General features: G+C 57.6%; 14 protein-coding genes. 12 read left to right on the top strand and 2 right to left on the bottom strand.

Translation table 11 applies throughout. The annotated features are described in order from the left end of the window. Positions 1 to 396: 396 nt before the first annotated feature. The 9 genes from BUC36_RS14805 (at position 397) to BUC36_RS14765 (ending at position 10,281) form a co-directional block, all read left to right on the top strand. Positions 397 to 606, top strand: a complete 210-nt coding sequence (locus BUC36_RS14805) for a cold-shock protein (protein WP_073276515.1) — start codon at positions 397 to 399, stop codon at positions 604 to 606. A 458-nt stretch (positions 607 to 1,064) separates the two neighbouring features. After that, positions 1,065 to 1,850: an outer membrane protein OmpK gene (locus BUC36_RS14800; RefSeq protein ID WP_143187008.1), complete on the top strand. Its 786-nt coding sequence runs from the start codon at positions 1,065 to 1,067 to the stop codon at positions 1,848 to 1,850. Between the two features lie 28 nt (positions 1,851 to 1,878). Further along, positions 1,879 to 3,231: an NCS2 family permease gene (locus BUC36_RS14795; protein ID WP_234995013.1), complete on the top strand. Its 1,353-nt coding sequence runs from the start codon at positions 1,879 to 1,881 to the stop codon at positions 3,229 to 3,231. Between the two features lie 24 nt (positions 3,232 to 3,255). Beyond that, positions 3,256 to 3,837, top strand: a complete 582-nt coding sequence (locus tag BUC36_RS14790) for a phosphoribosyltransferase (RefSeq protein WP_073276513.1) — start codon at positions 3,256 to 3,258, stop codon at positions 3,835 to 3,837. A gap of 229 nt (positions 3,838 to 4,066) precedes the next feature. After that, on the top strand, positions 4,067 to 5,551 hold the full coding sequence (locus BUC36_RS14785) for a serine/threonine-protein kinase (RefSeq protein WP_073276510.1): 1,485 nt from the start codon (positions 4,067 to 4,069) through the stop codon (positions 5,549 to 5,551). A 148-nt stretch (positions 5,552 to 5,699) separates the two neighbouring features. Beyond that, positions 5,700 to 6,191: a hypothetical protein gene (locus BUC36_RS14780; protein ID WP_073276508.1), complete on the top strand. Its 492-nt coding sequence runs from the start codon at positions 5,700 to 5,702 to the stop codon at positions 6,189 to 6,191. 326 nt (positions 6,192 to 6,517) lie between these two features. Then, on the top strand, positions 6,518 to 7,828 hold the full coding sequence (locus BUC36_RS14775) for a hypothetical protein (RefSeq protein ID WP_073276506.1): 1,311 nt from the start codon (positions 6,518 to 6,520) through the stop codon (positions 7,826 to 7,828). Positions 7,829 to 7,837: 9 nt separating this feature from the next. Then, entirely contained in the window at positions 7,838 to 8,890 is a 1,053-nt protein-coding gene (locus BUC36_RS14770) for a hypothetical protein (protein ID WP_143187007.1), read from the top strand. A gap of 350 nt (positions 8,891 to 9,240) precedes the next feature. Then, positions 9,241 to 10,281 carry a hypothetical protein gene (locus BUC36_RS14765; protein ID WP_143187006.1) on the top strand — a complete coding sequence of 347 codons (1,041 nt, stop codon included), beginning with the start codon at positions 9,241 to 9,243 and terminating at the stop codon, positions 10,279 to 10,281. 259 nt (positions 10,282 to 10,540) lie between these two features. Here BUC36_RS14765 and BUC36_RS14760 read toward each other — a convergent pair whose 3' ends face one another. Together BUC36_RS14760 and BUC36_RS14755 are read right to left on the bottom strand one after the other, a co-directional pair. Beyond that, entirely contained in the window at positions 10,541 to 11,704 is a 1,164-nt protein-coding gene (locus BUC36_RS14760; protein WP_073276500.1) for a hypothetical protein, read from the bottom strand. A 163-nt stretch (positions 11,705 to 11,867) separates the two neighbouring features. Then, positions 11,868 to 12,791: a LysR family transcriptional regulator gene (locus BUC36_RS14755; RefSeq protein WP_073276633.1), complete on the bottom strand. Its 924-nt coding sequence runs from the start codon at positions 12,789 to 12,791 to the stop codon at positions 11,868 to 11,870. Between the two features lie 270 nt (positions 12,792 to 13,061). Between BUC36_RS14755 and BUC36_RS14750 the strand changes: the two genes are divergently transcribed. The 3 genes from BUC36_RS14750 to pepN all read left to right on the top strand — a co-directional run bounded on the left by BUC36_RS14750 (position 13,062) and on the right by pepN (position 18,999). Continuing rightward, complete coding sequence (locus tag BUC36_RS14750) at positions 13,062 to 14,399, top strand: omega-aminotransferase AptA (protein ID WP_073276498.1); 1,338 nt, start codon at positions 13,062 to 13,064, stop codon at positions 14,397 to 14,399. Positions 14,400 to 14,551: 152 nt separating this feature from the next. Then, on the top strand, positions 14,552 to 16,045 hold the full coding sequence (locus BUC36_RS14745; RefSeq protein WP_073276496.1) for a CoA-acylating methylmalonate-semialdehyde dehydrogenase: 1,494 nt from the start codon (positions 14,552 to 14,554) through the stop codon (positions 16,043 to 16,045). 272 nt (positions 16,046 to 16,317) lie between these two features. After that, on the top strand, positions 16,318 to 18,999 hold the full coding sequence (gene pepN / locus BUC36_RS14740) for an aminopeptidase N (protein ID WP_073276494.1): 2,682 nt from the start codon (positions 16,318 to 16,320) through the stop codon (positions 18,997 to 18,999). Positions 19,000 to 19,024 lie beyond the last annotated feature (25 nt).

The raw sequence follows: 19,024 nt of genomic DNA, 5'->3' as shown, positions 1-19,024 counted from the left end.
AGTCTCCCTCGGCCATTCCAAGTTGAGAAGGCGACAGCCATATTCCAGCGCCACAGCGCCGCGGCGCGGGTTATGGAGCAGGTTAGCAGAAGCGCATTGTGGCGAGGGTTCATGGATGGCGGGACAGGGATTTCCGGCTGAGTATGGCGGCTTATGTCTTCAGGGGCGGACGATCGCCCGGGGCGCGCCACCAGTGAGACTGAACAATTAATAGACAACCCACCGATTTATCTATAGAGTGGGTAGCCGCTAGAAAGAAAGTCTTTTATTTGAAATCTACATTTCGCTGTTTTGGTCGTAACAGCGCGTCCTGCAGTTTCTAAGTTTCAGCCTTCATTTCCAAGCAACACCTCAGCATTCGAAGATATTAGTATTTTTTAGTTTCAGGATATTTTTATGTCTAATACCGTAAAGGGAACCGTCAAGTGGTTTGACGAAGCCAAAGGATTTGGTTTTATTACCCAGCAATCTGGCCCGGACGTTTTTGCACACTTCAGCGCAATCGCCAGTTCAGGCTTTAAAACATTGGTGGAAGGCCAGAGCGTCGAATTTACCGTGACACAAGGTAAAAAAGGCCCTCAAGCAGAAAATATCGTAGTTGTGTAACGCCGCTACCGATTTCAAAAAAAGCGGATCCTGCCGGGTCCGCTTTTTTTTTGGCTCTATCACCGGTCACTTCAAACATTTAACGCGGTGAGGCGCACCGCCCGGCAATATCACCTCGAGCCCACCTGTGCACCCGCTCTCGGGACGACAACAACCCGCTTTTCAGCCGCCGCTGCCCACTGCCCGGCTTGCCCAAGGCGCCATTCCTAGATCAATTTTTCTCGAATCCCGCCATCTACCTCGCCCTGGGAGCACAATGTTTCCTGCAGGCAATCTTTCTTGGCATGTTCACACTGAAACCGCTTTATTCCGCCCAGCCCGTTATTTGAAATAAATTGGAAAACCGGTCGCGAATCCGGTAAATTCCGCGCTCATTTTTTGACCAGCCGCCGCCGGCCGCACCTTCCTAGAGCCCGCGCGGGAGCCCTGTCCGCTGAATCGCTGTTACCGAGGTATCCGTGAACCTGTCCAAGTCCCTGCTCTTTATGACCGCCGGCCTGGCGTCGGTAGCGGTAAAAGCCGAAGTGCTCTGGCAGGACAACAGCCTGAGCCTGCTGAGCGGCGGCGACTACAAGGTCGATTACAGCCTGGGTACCGACGACTCCAGCCGCACAGTGGTGACCTTCGAGCACGTCAGCGGCCACAGCTGGGGCGACTTCTTTATGTTCGCCGATTACCTGACCTCCAGCGCGGATTCCAAGGAGCTGTACACCGAGGTGTCCCCCCGCCTGAGCCTGGGCAAGCTCAGCGGCCGCGAGCTGGCCTTCGGGCCGGTGAAGGACGTGCTGCTGGCCTCCACGCTGGAATTCGGCAATATGGACGACCCGAACCACCTGACCGCGACCGGCCCGCACTTCACCAACAAGCTGGCCGGCGTCGGTTTTGACCTGGCGGTACCGGGCTTCTCGTTTGTGCAGGCCAACGTCTACCACCGCAACAACGACGACAAGGCCGATAACGAGCAGCTGACCCTGGTGTGGGGCCTGCCGTTTACCCTGAGCGGCCTGGACTTTCTCTACGACGGCTTTATCGACTGGAGCAGTGCCTCAGAGGATGCGCACCCGAGCATGAATTTCACCTCCCAGCTGAAGTGGGATGTGGGCGCCCAGTGGGGCCAGCCGAAGAGCCTGTATGCCGGTATCGAGTACGCGCACTGGGATGACAAGTTCGGTATCAAGGACGGCACCTTCGGTATCGATTCCGATGAGCGCAATGTGAACCTGCTGGTCAAGTATCACTTCTGATCCCTGCTTTCTTAATTAGGGTACGCACATGACTGACACCAACCCCTCGGCAAACATCTCGGCCGCTCCGCCATCGATTGAGCGGCCCACCTTGCTGGAGCGATTCTTCAAGCTGTCGGAGCGCGACACCACTGTGCGCCGGGAAGTGATCGCGGGGGTGACCACCTTCCTGACCATGGCCTACATCATTTTCGTGAACCCGAACATCATGGCCGCGGCCGGGATGGACAAGGGGGCGGTGTTCACGGCGACCTGCCTGGCCGCAGCGATCGGCTGCCTGATCATGGGGATCTACGCGAACTACCCGTTCGCACTGGCGCCGGGCATGGGGCTGAATGCCTTTTTCAGCTTTGTCGTTGTCGGGGAGATGGGGTACAGCTGGCAGGTAGCCCTGGGGGCGGTGTTTATCTCCGGGGTGGTGTTCCTGTTGCTCAGCATCTTCCGCATACGGGAGTGGATCATCGACTCCATCCCAATGTCGCTGCGGCAGGCACTGGCGGCGGGCGTGGGCCTGTTCCTCGCCATTATCGCGCTGAAGAGCGCGGGTATCGTGGTGGCCAGCCCGGCCACGCTGGTGACCCTCGGCGACCTGACTTCCAGCGATGCCGCCCTGGCCGCGCTGGGCTTCTTCCTGATCGCCGCGCTGGCCCACCGCCGCATGCTCGGCGCGGTGATGATCGGTATTCTCGTAGTCACCGTGATCGCGCTGCTGATGGGCAAGGTAGAATACGCCGGCCTGGTGTCCGCGCCGCCGAGCATGGCGCCGACGTTTATGCAGCTGGATATCGCCGGCGCTTTCGAGGTGGGCATGATCAGCGTGATCTTCGCCTTCCTGTTTGTGGACCTGTTCGATACCGCCGGCACCCTGCTGAGTACCGCCGACCGTGCCAAACTGCTGGACAAGAAGGGCCAGCTGCCCGGTATGGGCAAGGCGCTGATGGCCGACAGCTCCGCCTCGGCGGTCGGCTCACTGCTGGGTTCCTCGACCACCACCACCTACGTGGAGAGTACCGCAGGCGTTGCCGCCGGCGGCCGCACCGGCCTGACGGCGGTGGTGTGTGCCGGCCTGTTCCTGCTGGCCCTGTTCTTCTCGCCGCTGGTGGGCATGGTACCCGCCTACGCGACCGCCGGTGCACTGATGTATGTGGCGGTGCTGATGACTTCCGGCCTGTCGTCCATCGACTGGGACGACATCACCGAGGCCGCGCCCGCGGTGGTGGCGGCAGTGATGATGCCGCTGTCCTTCTCCATCGCCAACGGCATTGCCCTGGGCTTTATCGCCTACGCCGTGATCAAGACCCTGAGCGGCCGCAGCAAGGATGTCAGCATCAGCGTGTACCTGTTAGCGGCCCTGTTCATTGCCAAATTCATTTTCTTCTGAGGACTTCTTCTGGTGAGTAGCAACTTGAAAAAGCACTTTGTCAGCGCGCAACAACTCCTGACGGACTCCTATGCGCTCGCGGAACAGGTCTTCCAGAGCGGTTTTCGCCCCAACTACATCGTCGGCGTCTGGCGCGGCGGTGCGCCGGTGGGCATCGCGGTGCAGGAGCTGCTGCACGTGATGGGTGTCGACGCGGACCATATCGCCATCCGCACCTCGTCCTACTCCGGTATCGACCAGCGTGACAAGCACGTGCGCGTGCACGGCCTGACCTACCTGATCAAGCGCCTGGAGTCTCACGACAACCTGCTGATCGTCGACGACGTGCACGACTCCGGTCTCAGCATCGACCAGACCATCAAGGATCTGCACAAGGCCTGTAAGAAGAACACGCCGGAAATCCGCGTCGCCACGCCCTACTACAAGCCGGACAACAACAAGACCGAGCGCGAGCCGGATTACTACCTGCACAAGACCAGCGAGTGGCTGGTATTCCCGCACGAGATCGACGGCCTGTCCCGCGAGGAAATTCTCGAGCACAAGCCGGAGCTGGCCCCCTACATTGACCGGATCAAGACTGCAGAACCTGCCACCGAGCCGGCCTGATCGCTCCACCTGCCCGGGTCCGGCCGCAGGCCGTGCCCGGTGTTCGCCCACCAACGTCCCCTTCACCGCTTAACGCAATTGCAGCGTTTCTCCGTTCCACAGCGTGCGCTAATTGGTTTATCTCACCGAGGCAGAACGGTATCCTTGCCGCCCGTAGGCAAAATGAAAACGCCGGGGCCGACTGCTTATAAAACCGACGCCCCGGCCATTGGCAGGCAAGCCAGGCGATATGAACCACTCCGACATGCACATTCCCGGTTATACCGTGCACGGCCAGATCGGCCACGGCGGTATGGCATCGGTCTACCTGGCCACCCAGGAATCCCTGAACAGGAAGGTGGCCATCAAGGTACTGCGCAACAGCGCCGAGCAGGGTATCAGTGAGCGCTTCGTCAAAGAGGCGCACTTTATCGCCAGCCTCTCAAATCCGCACGTCATCACCATTTACGATATTTCCACGCTGGCAAACGGCGATCACTACATCGCCATGGAGTATGTCGACGGCGGAGACCTGACCGATAACCAGCACCGGTTTCAGCAGCCCGATGCGGCCCTGCGTCTCATCCGGCAGATCGCCGACGGACTGGCGGTGGTGCACGACAAAGGCATCATCCATCGCGACGTCAAGCCGGCCAATATCCTGTTCCGCAAAGACGGCAGCGCGGTTCTGACCGATTTCGGTATCGCCAAGGATGTCGACAACAACTCCGACCTGACCCAGGCCGGCTTCAGCCTGGGTAGCCCGTCCTACAGCAGCCCGGAGCAGGCCCAGGGACAGCCGCTGGATATCACCACCGATATTTATGGCTTGGGCGTGATCCTGCTGGAACTGTTGCTCGGCTATAACCCCTTCAAGGGAGATAGCCACACTTCCACTGCGATCAACCATATCCAGCAACCGGTTCCGGCCCTGCCCGCCAAATTGCAGTATCTGTCTCCCTTGCTCGCGCGCATGCTGGCGAAACAGTCCTCGACACGCTTCCAGTCCTGCCGGGAGCTGGCGGATGCCATCGAGCCATTGCTCGAGCCCACCGCGAAAAGGGCAGTCGGTCAAAAGACAGCACCGATTGTCTCGCGGCTTGGCTCAATCCGACTGGGCGACAAAACCTATCCCCTGCTGCTGCCCGCGCTGGGGCTTGTTGCCGCAGTCGCCCTGGTTTTCGCGCTGACTTATGAAAGCGAAACCGACCGGCAAATCCGCCAGCTGCTGGAGCAGGCGGAACTGAGCCTGGACGAGGGGCGCTATATATTCCCCGAGCACGATAATGCCCGCTATTACTACCGCCAGGTTCTGCTGCTGGACACCGACAACCGCACGGCAACCGACGGCCTCGAGACAGTGACACAAAAGCTGATCGAGGATTACGTTGCCCGGGGTGCCGAAGCGCTGGAAAACGGCCGCCTCAATCGCCCCAAGGGAGACAATGCGCTGCACTATTACCGCAAGGCTCTGGCGCTGGATACCGAAAGCCCGCAGGCCAATGCGGGTATGGAGCAATTAGCCGCGGAATTTACACAGAGAGCACGGGCCGATCTCCTCGTGGAGGATCTCAAGGGAGCCGATTACAACGTAGTGCGCGGCTTGCGTATCCAGCCAGAAAATGAAGAGCTGCTCGCCCTGCGCACTGAGATCGACCAGAAAATGCCGGCGGCAAAAAAACTGATTCGCAATGTGTTCGGCAAAATTCGCGAATCAATCGACGGCAAGAAGTGATCCGATGCGAGCCGGATGACTAGTTCCACAAGGCCAGTGAATGGCTGTTCCTCCCCCAAGGGCTCGACCATCCGTCTCGCGAGGAAGTCTGCGAGCCCAGCTCGGAGTTGGCACACTGCCTACTTTTCTACGGCACCTCGGAAATAGCATGCGAACCTTTTTGGCCGCAATGACACTTCTTCTGTTAGTTGGATGTGACAGGCACACCGTCCTTTATTATGAATTTCAGACAGATCTTGTCGAAACCGAATACGGCGAGCTCGACGCGGTTATATCCGGCGAATTTTCTGAGGCCAGCCGCTTCCCCAGAATTACACATTTCGGCAACCCGTACACGCTGCTGATCTCATTTAGCCCTTCCAGCGAGGAGCACACACCCCTTGCCATAAGCGACATCACGATTCGAGCGATTGATGGTACAACCCTGTACAGCTTCCCCGGTGGAGAAATGGAAACCACCTGGCCGGACTATAATGAAGACTGGTATAGCTCCTGGACGCAACAGGACTTACAGCTTGACCACAAAATCCTCCAACTGGATTTTCAATTGACCTTTTCCGTAGACGGCAAGGTATTGAAGAAAGACTTTTCTTTTAGCTTCAAGCCAACCTACGAAGAATCCCACCACAGTAGCCAGTAATTTTCCTCCGAACTTAACTCCTCCGGAATCTAGCAGGCAGGTATAGACGGTTCCGGCTGTAATTCGCTATCTCCCTTAAAATTTCAAAAAATAAATTCCACTCTGGCACCATTTTTAGACGGCTTATATTTCGGCAATTTCAATAGAAATGAAAAGCGAAATTTATAGCTAAAAAATCTAATATTTTCGACTTATTAAAGGCGCCTGGATGTTGATGTACTCACTGATATTTTTGCGCTAGAGTCTCTCTCGCATCAGCTATGCGGCTCAGGTACAGGATTGAAATGCCTGAGTAGACTCAGAGAAGCTTTGATAGGGATCAATCAATGAATAATGCGCCTGCAACCGTCAGCTATTCCGGCCTCAAGCCCTATGGGCAAAGTAGCAACGGCCGCACATTGCTTGTCAATGCACAGCAGCAACAACTGCTCGATGGTTTTAGGCAATTGAGTAATGTTCCCAGTAGCCAGGGCTACCATGCCCAATCTATCACCAAAGCCATCGACGGACTTCGCGGCTGCACCGCTCCGGTAAATTCATTCATGAAAAACGGCAATCCCAACCGCCGTTGTATCGTTTTTTCCGGTTTTGAAATTGAATACGAGACAAGCAGCTATTATGGCGGCCCACAAACTGATGTGGTTATCGTGGATATCCGCCTTACCGGAGAGCAAGCTAAAGGCGAAAGGCGAGCCGCTCTATGGCAGGTAAATGTGAATAAAAACGGTCGCTGGGAGACCCAAGATCAGCCCGACTCAACGCTGGAAGGAAATCCAAGAGTTCCCGGCAACGAGGATCATCCCATAAAAGTTGGCATCAACGGCCACAGTGATGGCTTGGAACATGCAGCAGGAATGCTTCCTGATCATATAGCTAGAGGCGAACAGAGAGTTCAGGGAAAGCTAAAGAAAACCGGGTATCAGCTTTTCTATGTACCACAGAGTGGCTCAACTCTTAAAGCAGGTTGGAGCTTCCTACGTGACTTGGGTCGCCCCGCCAGTCCTGCCGACCTGGAGGCGGCGCGGATTCTTTCTCATCATATGAAAGAAGCCCACGATCAAGGCCTCTATGTCGAGTGGACCAGTCATCGAGGCGGTTCCAAGGTACTGACTCAGGCAATGAAGTTGTTGGCCCAAAAGCAGGTTAACCTTGGTGGCAAACAGAGGATTTTCCTAAGCGATCACACCTCCAGTCACTTCGCAGCCGATGTTGCTCGTCGTGCGATAGGCATGGATACACGGGATAGCAAGTGGTATAACGCCAGAAAGGGTGTGGCGCAGTTGATAGGTGGACATAGCCTGGGGGCCGCCAGCCTAGCCTGCTCAGTTAACGAGCTTGTATACCATACCAAGCGCGAGGAAACCGCGGGCAAGATCGTGAAGAGCGGTGTATCTGTGGGCACAGTCGCCTACGGTGTTTACGAGTCGGCCCCCAAAATTGCGAAACTTGTTGCTGACTTTGGCATAAACCCCGCCTATGCAGGCGCTGTGTTAAGCGCGATCGGGAAATTAACTGTTCTAGGAGTGGTAGCAGCTAGTGTGCCCAGCCTTAACGAGGAATATAGCAAAGGCGCGATGGATTCTATCGAGAAGCTGGCTAATAAGGCTTCCAACCGTCTGTGGCCAGTAAAAAAATAGGATATTGTCGTGCTGATAGGAAGTGAAAAAAAGCCTAAAGCGCCCAGCTTCAAAAAAGCCAGAGCCATAGAAAAAGATCTAGCTGGTACCAAGCTGCGATTTATGGCGCCTCCCCACAGAGATCCACTTTCTAATCTGAATCGGTGGGAGGAGGAGCCAGACTCTCTGGATATCTTCGATTCTAAAATTTTCCAACCTCTTGAAGTGCTTGATAAAACAGGGGAACGGAGAATTTTTGATTCACGACATGTACTTCGAGCATATTCGAGCATATGGGAATTCCGCGGCCTACCATTGTTCCAGGGTTACTGTGGCGATCTTGTACTTATGATCGAGATCAATGCACTTGAAGATTTACCGGTTAACGAGAGCCTATTTGACAACCGTGTTCTGGCACGGGAAGTCTACAAGCAATTCGAACTTACTAAGTTGCTAGACTTACACCGCGGTCGATCAGACGATCCTCTAGATATTACCCCCTACCGCTGGCCTAGTTACATTGGCCCAATAAATTGTCAGTGGCTTTCCTTACAAGGCGCAGATTGGCTCTACCTTGAAGATCAGCCTCTATTAAAAATAGAGCAGACCATCAACTGGAATATCGCTATTGATGATAAGCGCTATCTAACATTCCGCTTTTCGTTTACCCGTTCAGCCCGCAACGCCGGCAACCCCTACCGCATAGAACATCGTGTACCTAAGGATAACTTCCTCGGCCTGATGCACCAGATCATGAATTCCCTCAATCTTGAGCTATCTCCGGAGGCCGCCGCCCGCCGCGCTCAGATACAGGCTCAGCCCGGTGCCAGTGACAAGCCGCTGCTCGGCTGCACCCCCGAGCAAGTAAAAGAGGCCAAACACACACTCTATATGTGGAGCGGACGTGGGTATCAAGAGGAGGGGAAGGATCGGGACGACGACCACCGCGCAAACCCTGAAGACGTAGCAGCCTTTATCGATGAACGCATCAAACCGCGCCCACTACCCAACAGTTATCCGCCGGGCGAATTGCTGAAGCTCTCACCACAATCGTTTATCGAAGACACACAAATTGTCCAATAACGAACCCGAGATGCCCCCCCGCCCATTCTCCTGAATAGTGGGGCCCAATAGCCTTACCGCGACCTGCACGAGACAGTACAATTCTCATTCTGTAGACGCGGGCTCTTTCCCCGAGCAGTCCGCGGTTCTACATCTTGGGCACGACCGACCTCCCGCAGTCTAATAAATTTCCGTCGCAGAACCCTATAGACAATCACTCTGCTACTGGAAAGGTAACACTACTCGGCTTCGTAGCGGCCAACATACCCAGTCTTAGCGATGGCTATAACGCTGGAATTAACGACCCCTTGAAGAATCTTGGTAATGAAGCTGGCAACCGACTACTCGCTCCTAAGAAATAGGAAACCATCGTGTTGATAGGAACCGAAAATAACCCGAAGGGACCAAGTTTTCACAAAGCTAGGGCAATTGAAAAAAACCTATCTGGTAGCCGGCTGGTTTTTAATGCTCCCCCACACAGGGATCCATTTTCTAAGCTCGAACGCTGGGAAGATGAAGCACCAAGTGTGGATATATTTGATGAGTCTATATTCAAACCGCTCAAGACTTCAAATAGCCTACACCCCGAGTCCAGGGACTGGTCTCGAGTCTATTCAAGCATCTGGGAATTTCGCGGATTACCTCTAATTCATGGTTATTGCGGAAGCCTAACTATGCTAGTCAACATTAATCGCGTGAAAGACCTGTCAATTAATGAGAGCTTGTTTGATAATCGTGTGTTATCTCGCGAAGCGTACCTTCAACTCTTATCTTCTAAGCTGCACGATTTTCACGAAGGTCACTCAGATGACCCCTTGGACCTTACCCCCTATCGCTGGCCGAGCTATCTAGGCCCCATTAATTGCCAGTGGCTAGCACATAATGGAAATGACTGGCTCTATTTCGAGAGCCAACCACTTGTTAGCGGCGGTGAAATCGTAAGCTGGCAGACTGCAATTGATGACAGACATTACCTAAGCTGCCGCTTTGTTATTACCCGCTCAGCCCGTAACGCCGGCAACCCCTACCGCATAGAGCACCGTGTATCGAAGAAAAACTTCCTCTGCCTGATGCACCAGATCATGAATTCCCTCAATCTTGAGCTATCTCCGGAGGCCGCCGCCCGCCGCGCTCAAATACAGGCTCAGCCCGGTGCCAGTGACAAGCCGCTACTCGGCTGCACCCCCGAGCAAATAAAAGAGGCCAAACACGTACTCTATATGTGGAGCGGACGTGGGTATCAAGAAGAGGGGAAGAATCGGGAGGACGACCACCGCGCAAACCCTGAAGACGTAGTAGCCTTTATCGATGAACGCATCAAGCCACGCCCGCTGCCCAACAGCTACCCCCCGGGCGAAGTGCTGAAGCTCTCACCTAAATCGTTTAACGAAGAAATACAAACTGCCCAATAACGAACCTACGGTGCGCGCCTACCCTTCGTAGTTATAGAGTAAGTAGTCTTGCCGGGGCCAACATGAGGCAGTGCTAACCCCCCACTTTCAACTTCAGTTAAAAATGGGGGATTCCCGTTAAACTACAGCCAATACGAGCTACTAGAAAAGCTCGTCAGATTAGCAGAATAACATGCTGTGGATTCAGGGTACTCGCGCAGAACCCTGCTTAGGCTGCCCTGCAGTAGTTCTGACAAAGAGAAAATCTGCCGGCAGCTCCCTACATTCCGATCTCAGTTTGGCGTCGCTGCTGGCGCAGCCTGGCCATGAATAGCGACTCTTCCGGGAGAGAAACCTCCTCCAGCAGAGTGTGAACAAATTTATCGGGACTCTCTGCTGTGGCGCTCCCCTCCTGTACGGGAAAAATAGCGCGAATCCGGACGAACTTGTCTCCCTTGGTGAATACATATGTGGCCGTGCGTACCTGCTGGCCCTCTACGTCCGTCAGGGTATTCGAGTAGAAACTGCCGAATATTTCTTTGCCGCCGACCTTCCAGTTCAAGGGTTCCACACTATCCAACACCACCTCTTTGAACTGACCTTCCCGCTGCATCAGTTTCAGATCCCGGCGAAGGTTTTCCGCCTCGCCTTGAGTGATTGTCGCTGTGTCGGTCCAGTCCGTACTACGAATCGGGTAGATATATACTTCGGCGCGATCGAACGCAAACTGGCGATGCTGAAAAGTCAGTAACGCTCCGAAGAATGGATTGTTGTGGATGTATTTCTCATCGAACAGATAATCCTCGATGGTTTCCGGCACACTGAGATCATTTTCGTAGTCGCTGGCTTGAAGAGCCGCCATCAAGTAAGCGCCGGCAAAAACATTCTCCTGCTCGAGGTCGGACAGCAATTTCTCCGCAATATGTGCCGCTATAGAATCGTCGTAGCTACCGGCATTGAAAATGGACGCCGAGTATTCAAAAGGGATGGTGTAGTCGTAGCGCTTGATCGGCACTTCCTTCCAGGTGACCACGATCTCAGCGCGAATGGTCTTCTCCATGACGATCGGCAGCATCATCAGAGTGGCACCGGATAGAGCCGCATTGCCTATTTCGCCACCGGTCTCCTCGTCTAGCACGGCGATCGAGGCCAGCAACTGATAATCCTGCTCTTTCTGCCCGAGGGCCACCTGCAGGAAGCTTCCCGACCGGGACAGGGCGTGTTTCAGGCTGGTGAGATCGAACTGGTTGTCCACACAGTGATGTAACACAGACCTGGAACTAAACTGATTGCACTCCAGCCGCAGCTCCTCGCTCAGATACTTGTAAAACAGCGAAACCGGCGGATATTCGGGGCCACCCGGGCGCCTGCCCTGTTCATTCGGCTGGTTTGCCGCACAGGCGGATAGCAGAATGGCGAAGCCGGTGATCAACAGAATGCGCATGAAGCGGGCTCTCCAAGGTGGGTCAGGAAAAAGGCAAAAATATACGGATATGCAATCGGTATATCTAGCCGTACGAGAGCGATCCACAGGCGTACCAGATCTGAACAAGCTTGTGATATGACGGCTTCCAAATAGCCACACCTTTACACCTTTGGCAGCCGTATTATTCGTGCACCTCTGCCAGGCAATCCCACAACGTCTGCACAATCCGTGAAGGCTGCGGCGATACCCGCTGAATCGCCACGAAATCACACTCATACTGATAGCGCTGCGGGCAGATCGCGCGGATCTCGCCTTTTTTCAAAAATGTCTCCGCATAGTGATCCGGAAGGTAGCCGATATAGCGGCCGGACTGCAGGCAGTGGACGATGGCCTCCTGGTCGTTGACCGTGATATCCCGCTCCAGCCCCAGGCGGTTGCCGACCTCCATATTCGGCGAGTGATAGCCGAGGCCCGCGTACTTGCAGTTGCGGATGGCATCGTCGTCGATAGCGATATCGGCGGTGTCGAACAGCGGGTGGCGGTAGCCGCAGTAGAGGTACATCTGCTCGTAGAACAGGTGCTGGTAATCGAGGCTCGGCGACGCTCGATGGGCGGGGATCACACCGAGCTGGAAGCGCCCTTCCATCACGCCGCGCTCGATCTCGTTGATCGGCTCGATATGGATATCCAGGCTGACCTCCGGCGCCAGGTCGTCGAACCTGCGCAGCGCCTCGCCGATATGGGCGGCCGGATTGGTGACCATCTTGTCGAACAGGGCAATGGCGATATGGCCGGTCATGCGCTTGTGCACGTCGGCCACCTCGCCGCGAAAGGTATCGAGGGAAGCCAGCAGGCGAATCGTCGCCTGGTAGATCTGCCGCCCCTCGTCGGTCAGCGCGAAGCCGCCGCGCCCCCGCCGGCACAGACTCACCCCCAGGCGCACTTCCAGATCCTTGATATGGCGGCTGATAGTGGAGCGCCCCACGTTGAGCTCCAGCTCCGCCGCCGAGAAGCCACCCGCCTCCGCCACCGCGCGGAAGACCCGCAGTAGCCGCAGGTCGATATCGCTTAACTGCCCCAGCAGCGCCGCCTGTTTACGCCCCATGATGTTCCACCCGGTTAATAGCGGCACACGGATGTGCCGCCGCCGGCGATCGGCCGGCGCGAGACCGCGAATAGCCAGCAGACCCACGCGTCTGCGCCAGCTATTTGCGGGCGACGATCAAGTTGATCAGGGATGAGCAACTCGATCACGAGCTAGATAGTTTCAGCTATATGAAACTAAACGTGGATAAATTGCAATTTATGCAACTTTAATCCTCGCCTAAAGTCCGGGCATCACACGATCAAACCGAGTATTTCCGGGAGAATAACAATGAGTGACAAGTTTGCTGGGCTGACCCAGGCGCAGCTGGATGCCCACTGGATGGCCTATACGGGCAACCGCCAGTTCAAGCAGGATCCGCGCATTATCACCGGCGCCGAAGGCTGCTATTACACCAGCGCCGACGGCCGCCGCATCTTCGATGGCCTGTCCGGCCTGTGGACCTGTGGCGCCGGCCACAATCGCACGGAGATTGCCGATGCGGTCAGCGAGCAGCTGCGCACCCTCGACTATTCCCCGGCATTCCAGTTCGGCCACCCGAAGGCATTCGAGCTGGCCGAGCGCATCACCCAGTTCATGCCGGCAGGCCTGAACCGCGTCTTCTTTACCGGTTCCGGCTCCGAGTCCGCCGAGACCTCCCTGAAGATCGCCCGCGCCTATTGGCGCAAGAAGGGCATGCCGTCCAAGACCAAACTGATCGGCCGCGCCAAGGGCTACCACGGCGTGAACTTCGGCGGTATCAGCGTCGGCGGTATCGGCGCCAACCGCGCCCTCTACGGCACCGCCGTGGATGCCGACCACCTAGCCCACACGGTGCTGCCGGAGAACCGCTTCAGCAAGGGCATGCCCGAGGAAGGCGCGCACTTGGCGGACGAATTGCTGGAGCTGGTGGCCCTGCACGATGCGTCCAATATCGCCGCGGTAATCGTCGAGCCGATGGCCGGTTCCGCCGGCGTGCTGCCGCCACCCGTGGGTTACCTGCAACGCCTTAGAGAAATCTGCGACCAGCACGACATCCTGCTGATCTTCGACGAAGTGATCACTGCCTTCGGCCGCATGGGCGCCGCCACCGGAGCCGAGGCCTTTGGCGTGACGCCGGACATCATCAACACCGCCAAACAGCTGACCAACGGCGCCGTGCCGATGGGTGCGGTGATCGCCAAGCAGGAGATCTACGACACCTTTATGGAACAGGGCGGCCCCGAGTACCTGCTGGAACTGCCGCACGGTTACACCTACTCCGCGCATCCGGTGGCCTGCGCCGCGGCGCTGGCGTCGCTGGATATCCTCGAACGGGACAACCTGTTCGCCCGCGCCGGCGAACTGGCCACGGTGCTGGAAGAGCGCGTGCACCAGCTGAAGGGCACGCCGCTGATTACCGATATCCGCAACTGCGGCGTGGCCGCCGGCTTCACCATCGAGGCGGCCCCGGGCGCACCGCTGCTGCGCCCATACCAGATTGCGATGAAGATGTGGGAGAAGGGTTTCTACGTGCGCTACGGCGGCGACACCATCCAGCTGGGTATGCCGTTTGTCGCCCAGCCGGAGGAAGTCGACACGCTGGTCAGCGCGCTGGGCGATTCAATCAGCGAAGTTGCCGCCGGCTAACACCAGTGTCGTCATCCCGGCGCAGGCCGGGATCCAGTCCGGAGCCTAGCGAGGCCAGAAAGCCCCGTGGCCACTGGATACCGGCCTGCGCCGGTATGACGAATTGATTAAGAAAAAGATTTTCAGAATTCGAAAAATAGAGAGGTTTACTCATGAAGATTGTGGGTCACTACATCAACGGTCAGGTCAGTGAAGCCGCCGAGCGCACCCAGGACGTGTACAACCCGGCTACCGGCGAAGTCACCAAGCAGGTCGCCATTGCCGCGAAGGAAACCGTCGAGGAAGCCATCGCCGCGGCCCAGGCCGCTTTCCCGGCCTGGCGCAACACGCCGCCGGCCAAGCGCGCCAAGATCATGTTCCGCTTCAAGCAGCTGCTGGAGGAAAACGCCGAGCAGATCTGCGCGATGATCGGCGAGGAACACGGCAAGATTTCCCACGACGCCATGGGCGAACTGACCCGCGGCATCGAGAACGTCGACTTCGCCTGCTACGGCCCGCAGCTACTGAAAGGCGAGCACAGCCGCAACGTCGGTCCGAATATCGATTCCTGGAGCGAGATGCAGCCGCTGGGTGTGGTGGCCGGCATCACCCCGTTCAACTTCCCGGCCATGGTACCGCTGTGGATGTTCCCGCTGGCGATCGTGTGCGGCAACACCTTCGTGCTGAAGCCGTCCGAGCGCGACCCGTCCTGCGCCCTGTACCTGGCGCAACTGCTGCAGGAAGCCGGCCTGCCGGACGGCGTGCTGAACGTCGTCAATGGTGACAAGGTCGCCGTGGACACGCTGCTGACAGCGCCGGAGGTACAGGCGGTGAGCTTCGTCGGCTCCACCCCGATCGCCGAGTACGTCTACTCCACCGCATCCGCCCACGGCAAGCGCTGCCAAGCCCTCGGCGGCGCCAAGAACCACGCGATCATCATGCCCGACGCCGACATGGACAACGCCGTGGCCGCGCTGACCGGCGCCGCCTTCGGCTCCTCCGGTGAGCGCTGTATGGCCCTGTCCGTTGCCGTCTGTGTGGGCGATGAGGCTGCCGACACCTTTATCGAGAAGATGAGCGGCGAAATGCAGAAGCTGAAAGTGGGCGCTTACACCGACAGCAGCAACGACTTCGGCCCGGTGATCACCGAGGCGCACAAGAACAAGGTGAATGGCTATATCGCCAGCGCCGCGGAGCAGGGCGCGACCATCGTCGTCGACGGCCGCAATCCGCAAGTGCAGGGCTACGATAACGGCTTCTTTGTCGGCGGTACCCTGATCGACAACGTGAAGCCGGGTATGACCTGCTATGAGGAGGAAATCTTCGGCCCGGTACTGCTGGTGGTGCGCGCCAACAGCATGGAAGAGGCCATGCGGATGATCAACGATCACGAGTACGGCAACGGCACCTGCATCTTCACCCGCGACGGCGAGGCGGCGCGCTACTTCAGTGACAATATCCTCGTCGGCATGGTCGGCATCAACGTACCGCTGCCGGTACCGGTGTCCTACCACAGCTTCGGCGGCTGGAAGCGCTCCCTGTTCGGCTGCCTGTCCGCCTACGGACCGGATGGCGTGCGCTTCTACACCAACCGCAAGACCATCACCCAGCGCTGGCCGTCCAGCGGCGTGCGCGAGGGCGCCCAGTTCTCCTTCCCGAGCAACTGATCCCCGCCCGCCTTACCGCCCGCCCGGAGCCTCCACGGCCCGGGCGGGCCCCGATCAAGCCGCACAACTTTCTAAAAATCCCCGCCTGCACAGTCGATAATCCCGCAAATCACAGCTTATCCACAGAATCAACTGGCGCGCGACAACCTGCGCCCTCGGCGCGACGAAGTGACCGCCAGCCCCGACCCAACGTGCTATAAGGGACGACTGATTTTGCGCCAGCCTGCCCGAGATACTCGGGCGGCCCGATTAATTCATCCCGCGGGGTACATATGAACAAGACCGGAAAATTTGCCGCGACGCTGCTGTGCAGTGCCATCCTGGCCGCCTGCAGCCAGGAGCCCGGCAACCAGCACGCCACCGAATCCAGCGCCGCTGCGGCAGCAGTAGCCCGTGCCGACGCGCCGGGGCTGTCCGAAACCTACGCCAAGCTGCGCAAACAGCAGATCGCCCAGGTGGACTACGAACTGTCCGTCACCATCGACAAGACCGGTGACAGCTTTTCCGGCCAGGCAATCGCCAACACCCGCTTCAACGGCCAGCTCAAACAGCCGCTGACCATCGATTTCGCCGGCGGCACCGTGGATTCCGTCAGCGTCGACGACAAGGAAGTGCCCTTCGAATACAATGGCCACTTCATCACCATTGCGGCGGAGCAGCTTCCGGGCGCCGAACACGCGATTGCCGTGAAATACCAGCACCCCTATTCCACCGATGGTTCCGGCCTGCACCGTTTCGAAGATCCGGAAGACGGCGAAGTCTATATGTACACCGACTTCGAGCCCTACGATGCGAACCGCCTGTTCCCGCATTTCGACCAGCCGAACCTGAAGGCGCACTACACCCTGAACGTGACCGCGCCGAAGGGCTGGACCATCGTCAGCTCGGTGCGTGAAGACAAGGTGGATCAGGACGGCGAGGTGACTCACTGGCACTTCCCGCAGTCGAAGAAATTCTCTTCCTATATCTTCTCCCTGCACGCCGGTCCCTTCCATGTGTGGGAGGACGATGCCGACGGTATTCCGCTGCGCGTAATGGCGCGCCAGAGCCTGGCCCAGTATGTGAAACCGGACGACTGGTTCACCTTCACCAAGCAATCCTTCGCCTTCTTCCAGAAGTATTTCGAAGTGGACTACCCCTTCGTGAAATACGATCAGGTAATCGTGCCCGACTTCAACGCCGGCGCGATGGAGAACGTGGCCGCGGTAACCTTCAACGAGGCCTATGTTTCCCGCGGTGAAAAAACCCAGGCCCAGCGCATGCGCCTGGCCAACGTGATCGCTCACGAGATGGCGCACATGTGGTTCGGCGACCTGGTGACCATGAACTGGTGGGACGACCTGTGGCTGAACGAGAGCTTCGCCACCTACATGGCCAACCTGTCCCTGGCCGAAAACAGCGAATTCGACAACGCCTGGGAAAACTTCTACCTGGGTACCAAGCAGTGGGCCTACCGCTCCGACCTGCTGCCGACCACCCACGCGATCCAGCTGCCGGTGAAAAACACCGACGAGGCCTTCGCCAACTTCGATGGCATCACCTACGGCAAGGGCGGTTCCATCCTCAAGCAGCTGCCCTACTACCTGGGCAAGGAGGAGTTCCGCAAGGGCGTGAGCAACTACCTGAAGGATCTCTCCTACCAGAACTCCACCCTGGACGACTTTATGGGTCACCTGGGCAAGGCCGCTGGCAAGGATCTGGACCAGTGGCAGCAGCAGTGGCTGTACCAGGCCGGCCTGAACACCATCGAAGCCAGCTTCCAGTGTGAAAACGACCAGGTCACCAGCCTGACCCTGACCCAGTCCGCACCGGAGGAGTACCCGACCCTGCGCGACCAGCGCACCCAGCTCGGCTTCTACCGCATGGACGGCGGCAGCATGCAGCGCGTTGCCACCCTGCCGGTGATGTACAGCGGTGCCACCACCAAAGTGGCGGAAGCCGTCGGCCAGCCCTGCCCGCAGATCCTGTACCCGAACGAGGGCGACTGGGCCTTTGCCAAGGTCAACCTGGATGCGGTATCCGTTGAAAACATGTCCAAGCACATCAACGATATCCAACAGCCGTTTGCCCGCCTGATGCTTTGGCAGAGCCTGTACGACAGCGTCTACGACGCCAAGCTGCCGCTGGACGAGTACGTGAGCTTCGTACTGACCAACGCCGGCAGCGAGCGCGATATCAACGTGATCCGCATGGTGTCTCGCCACCTGGGTTATGCCTACGGCTACTTGAACCAGGTTGCCATGGAAGATGCCGAGCGCGACGAACTGCAACTGGCGATCGAAAACTTCGTCTGGCAACAGCTGCAGCAGGCCGAAGCCGGCAGTGACGGACAGAAAACCTGGTTCGCGGCCTTCACCGGTGTGGCCCACTCCGACGATGCGCTGGCCAATGCCAAGCAACTGCTGCAGGGCGAGCTGGACATCGGCGGACTGACTCTGGACCCCGATATGCGCTGGGACCTGATCGCACTGCAGAACCAACATCTGTACGGCGATTACGAGCAAGCCATCGAACGTGAACTGGCCAAGGACAACTCCGACCGCTCGCAGCTGAACGCCATCTCTGCGGAAGCCGTGCGCCCGCTGGCCGAGAGCAAGACCAAGTGGCTGGAGAACATCCTGCAGCACCGCGATAACTTCAAGCTGAGCCAGCTGAAGTCCGCCGCCTATTACATGTTCCCGACCGAGCAGGGCGAGCTGTACGAAGTGAACGTGGACAGCATCGTCGCCGCGCTGGACGACGTCAACGCCAGCGACGCACCGGAATTCGTCGGCACCTACGCGAAGCTCTTCCCGCTGAACTGCAGCGAGAAAGGTGTACAGCAGGTGAGCGAAATTCTGGACAGCGGCAAGGCACTGAATCCGCTGCTGGAAAAAGCCCTGAAGAACCGCCGCTATGAAAACCAGCGCTGCCTGAACATGGCCGCAGCCATGACTGGGCGCAACGCCGGTTAATCACCGCACGCTGTAAAAAAAGAAA

This window comes from Microbulbifer donghaiensis, from assembly GCF_900129095.1.
GTDB lineage: Bacteria > Pseudomonadota > Gammaproteobacteria > Pseudomonadales > Cellvibrionaceae > Microbulbifer > Microbulbifer donghaiensis.
The sequence above is the reverse complement of the archived record's forward strand: the minus strand, read 5'-3'. Positions and strand labels throughout refer to the sequence as shown.

What these genes read in the sequence shown, in the direction of transcription:
- BUC36_RS14805 (WP_073276515.1), top strand. Translation starts at nt 397, where the DNA reads ATGTCTAATACCGTAAAGGGAACCGTCAAGTGGTTTGACGAAGCCAAA.
- BUC36_RS14795 (WP_234995013.1), top strand. Translation starts at nt 1,879, where the DNA reads ATGACTGACACCAACCCCTCGGCAAACATCTCGGCCGCTCCGCCATCG.
- BUC36_RS14785 (WP_073276510.1), top strand. Translation starts at nt 4,067, where the DNA reads ATGAACCACTCCGACATGCACATTCCCGGTTATACCGTGCACGGCCAG.
- BUC36_RS14780 (WP_073276508.1), top strand. Translation starts at nt 5,700, where the DNA reads ATGCGAACCTTTTTGGCCGCAATGACACTTCTTCTGTTAGTTGGATGT.
- BUC36_RS14775 (WP_073276506.1), top strand. Translation starts at nt 6,518, where the DNA reads ATGAATAATGCGCCTGCAACCGTCAGCTATTCCGGCCTCAAGCCCTAT.
- BUC36_RS14760 (WP_073276500.1), bottom strand. Translation starts at nt 11,704, where the DNA reads ATGCGCATTCTGTTGATCACCGGCTTCGCCATTCTGCTATCCGCCTGT.
- BUC36_RS14755 (WP_073276633.1), bottom strand. Translation starts at nt 12,791, where the DNA reads ATGGGGCGTAAACAGGCGGCGCTGCTGGGGCAGTTAAGCGATATCGAC.
- BUC36_RS14750 (WP_073276498.1), top strand. Translation starts at nt 13,062, where the DNA reads ATGAGTGACAAGTTTGCTGGGCTGACCCAGGCGCAGCTGGATGCCCAC.
- BUC36_RS14745 (WP_073276496.1), top strand. Translation starts at nt 14,552, where the DNA reads ATGAAGATTGTGGGTCACTACATCAACGGTCAGGTCAGTGAAGCCGCC.
- pepN (WP_073276494.1), top strand. Translation starts at nt 16,318, where the DNA reads ATGAACAAGACCGGAAAATTTGCCGCGACGCTGCTGTGCAGTGCCATC.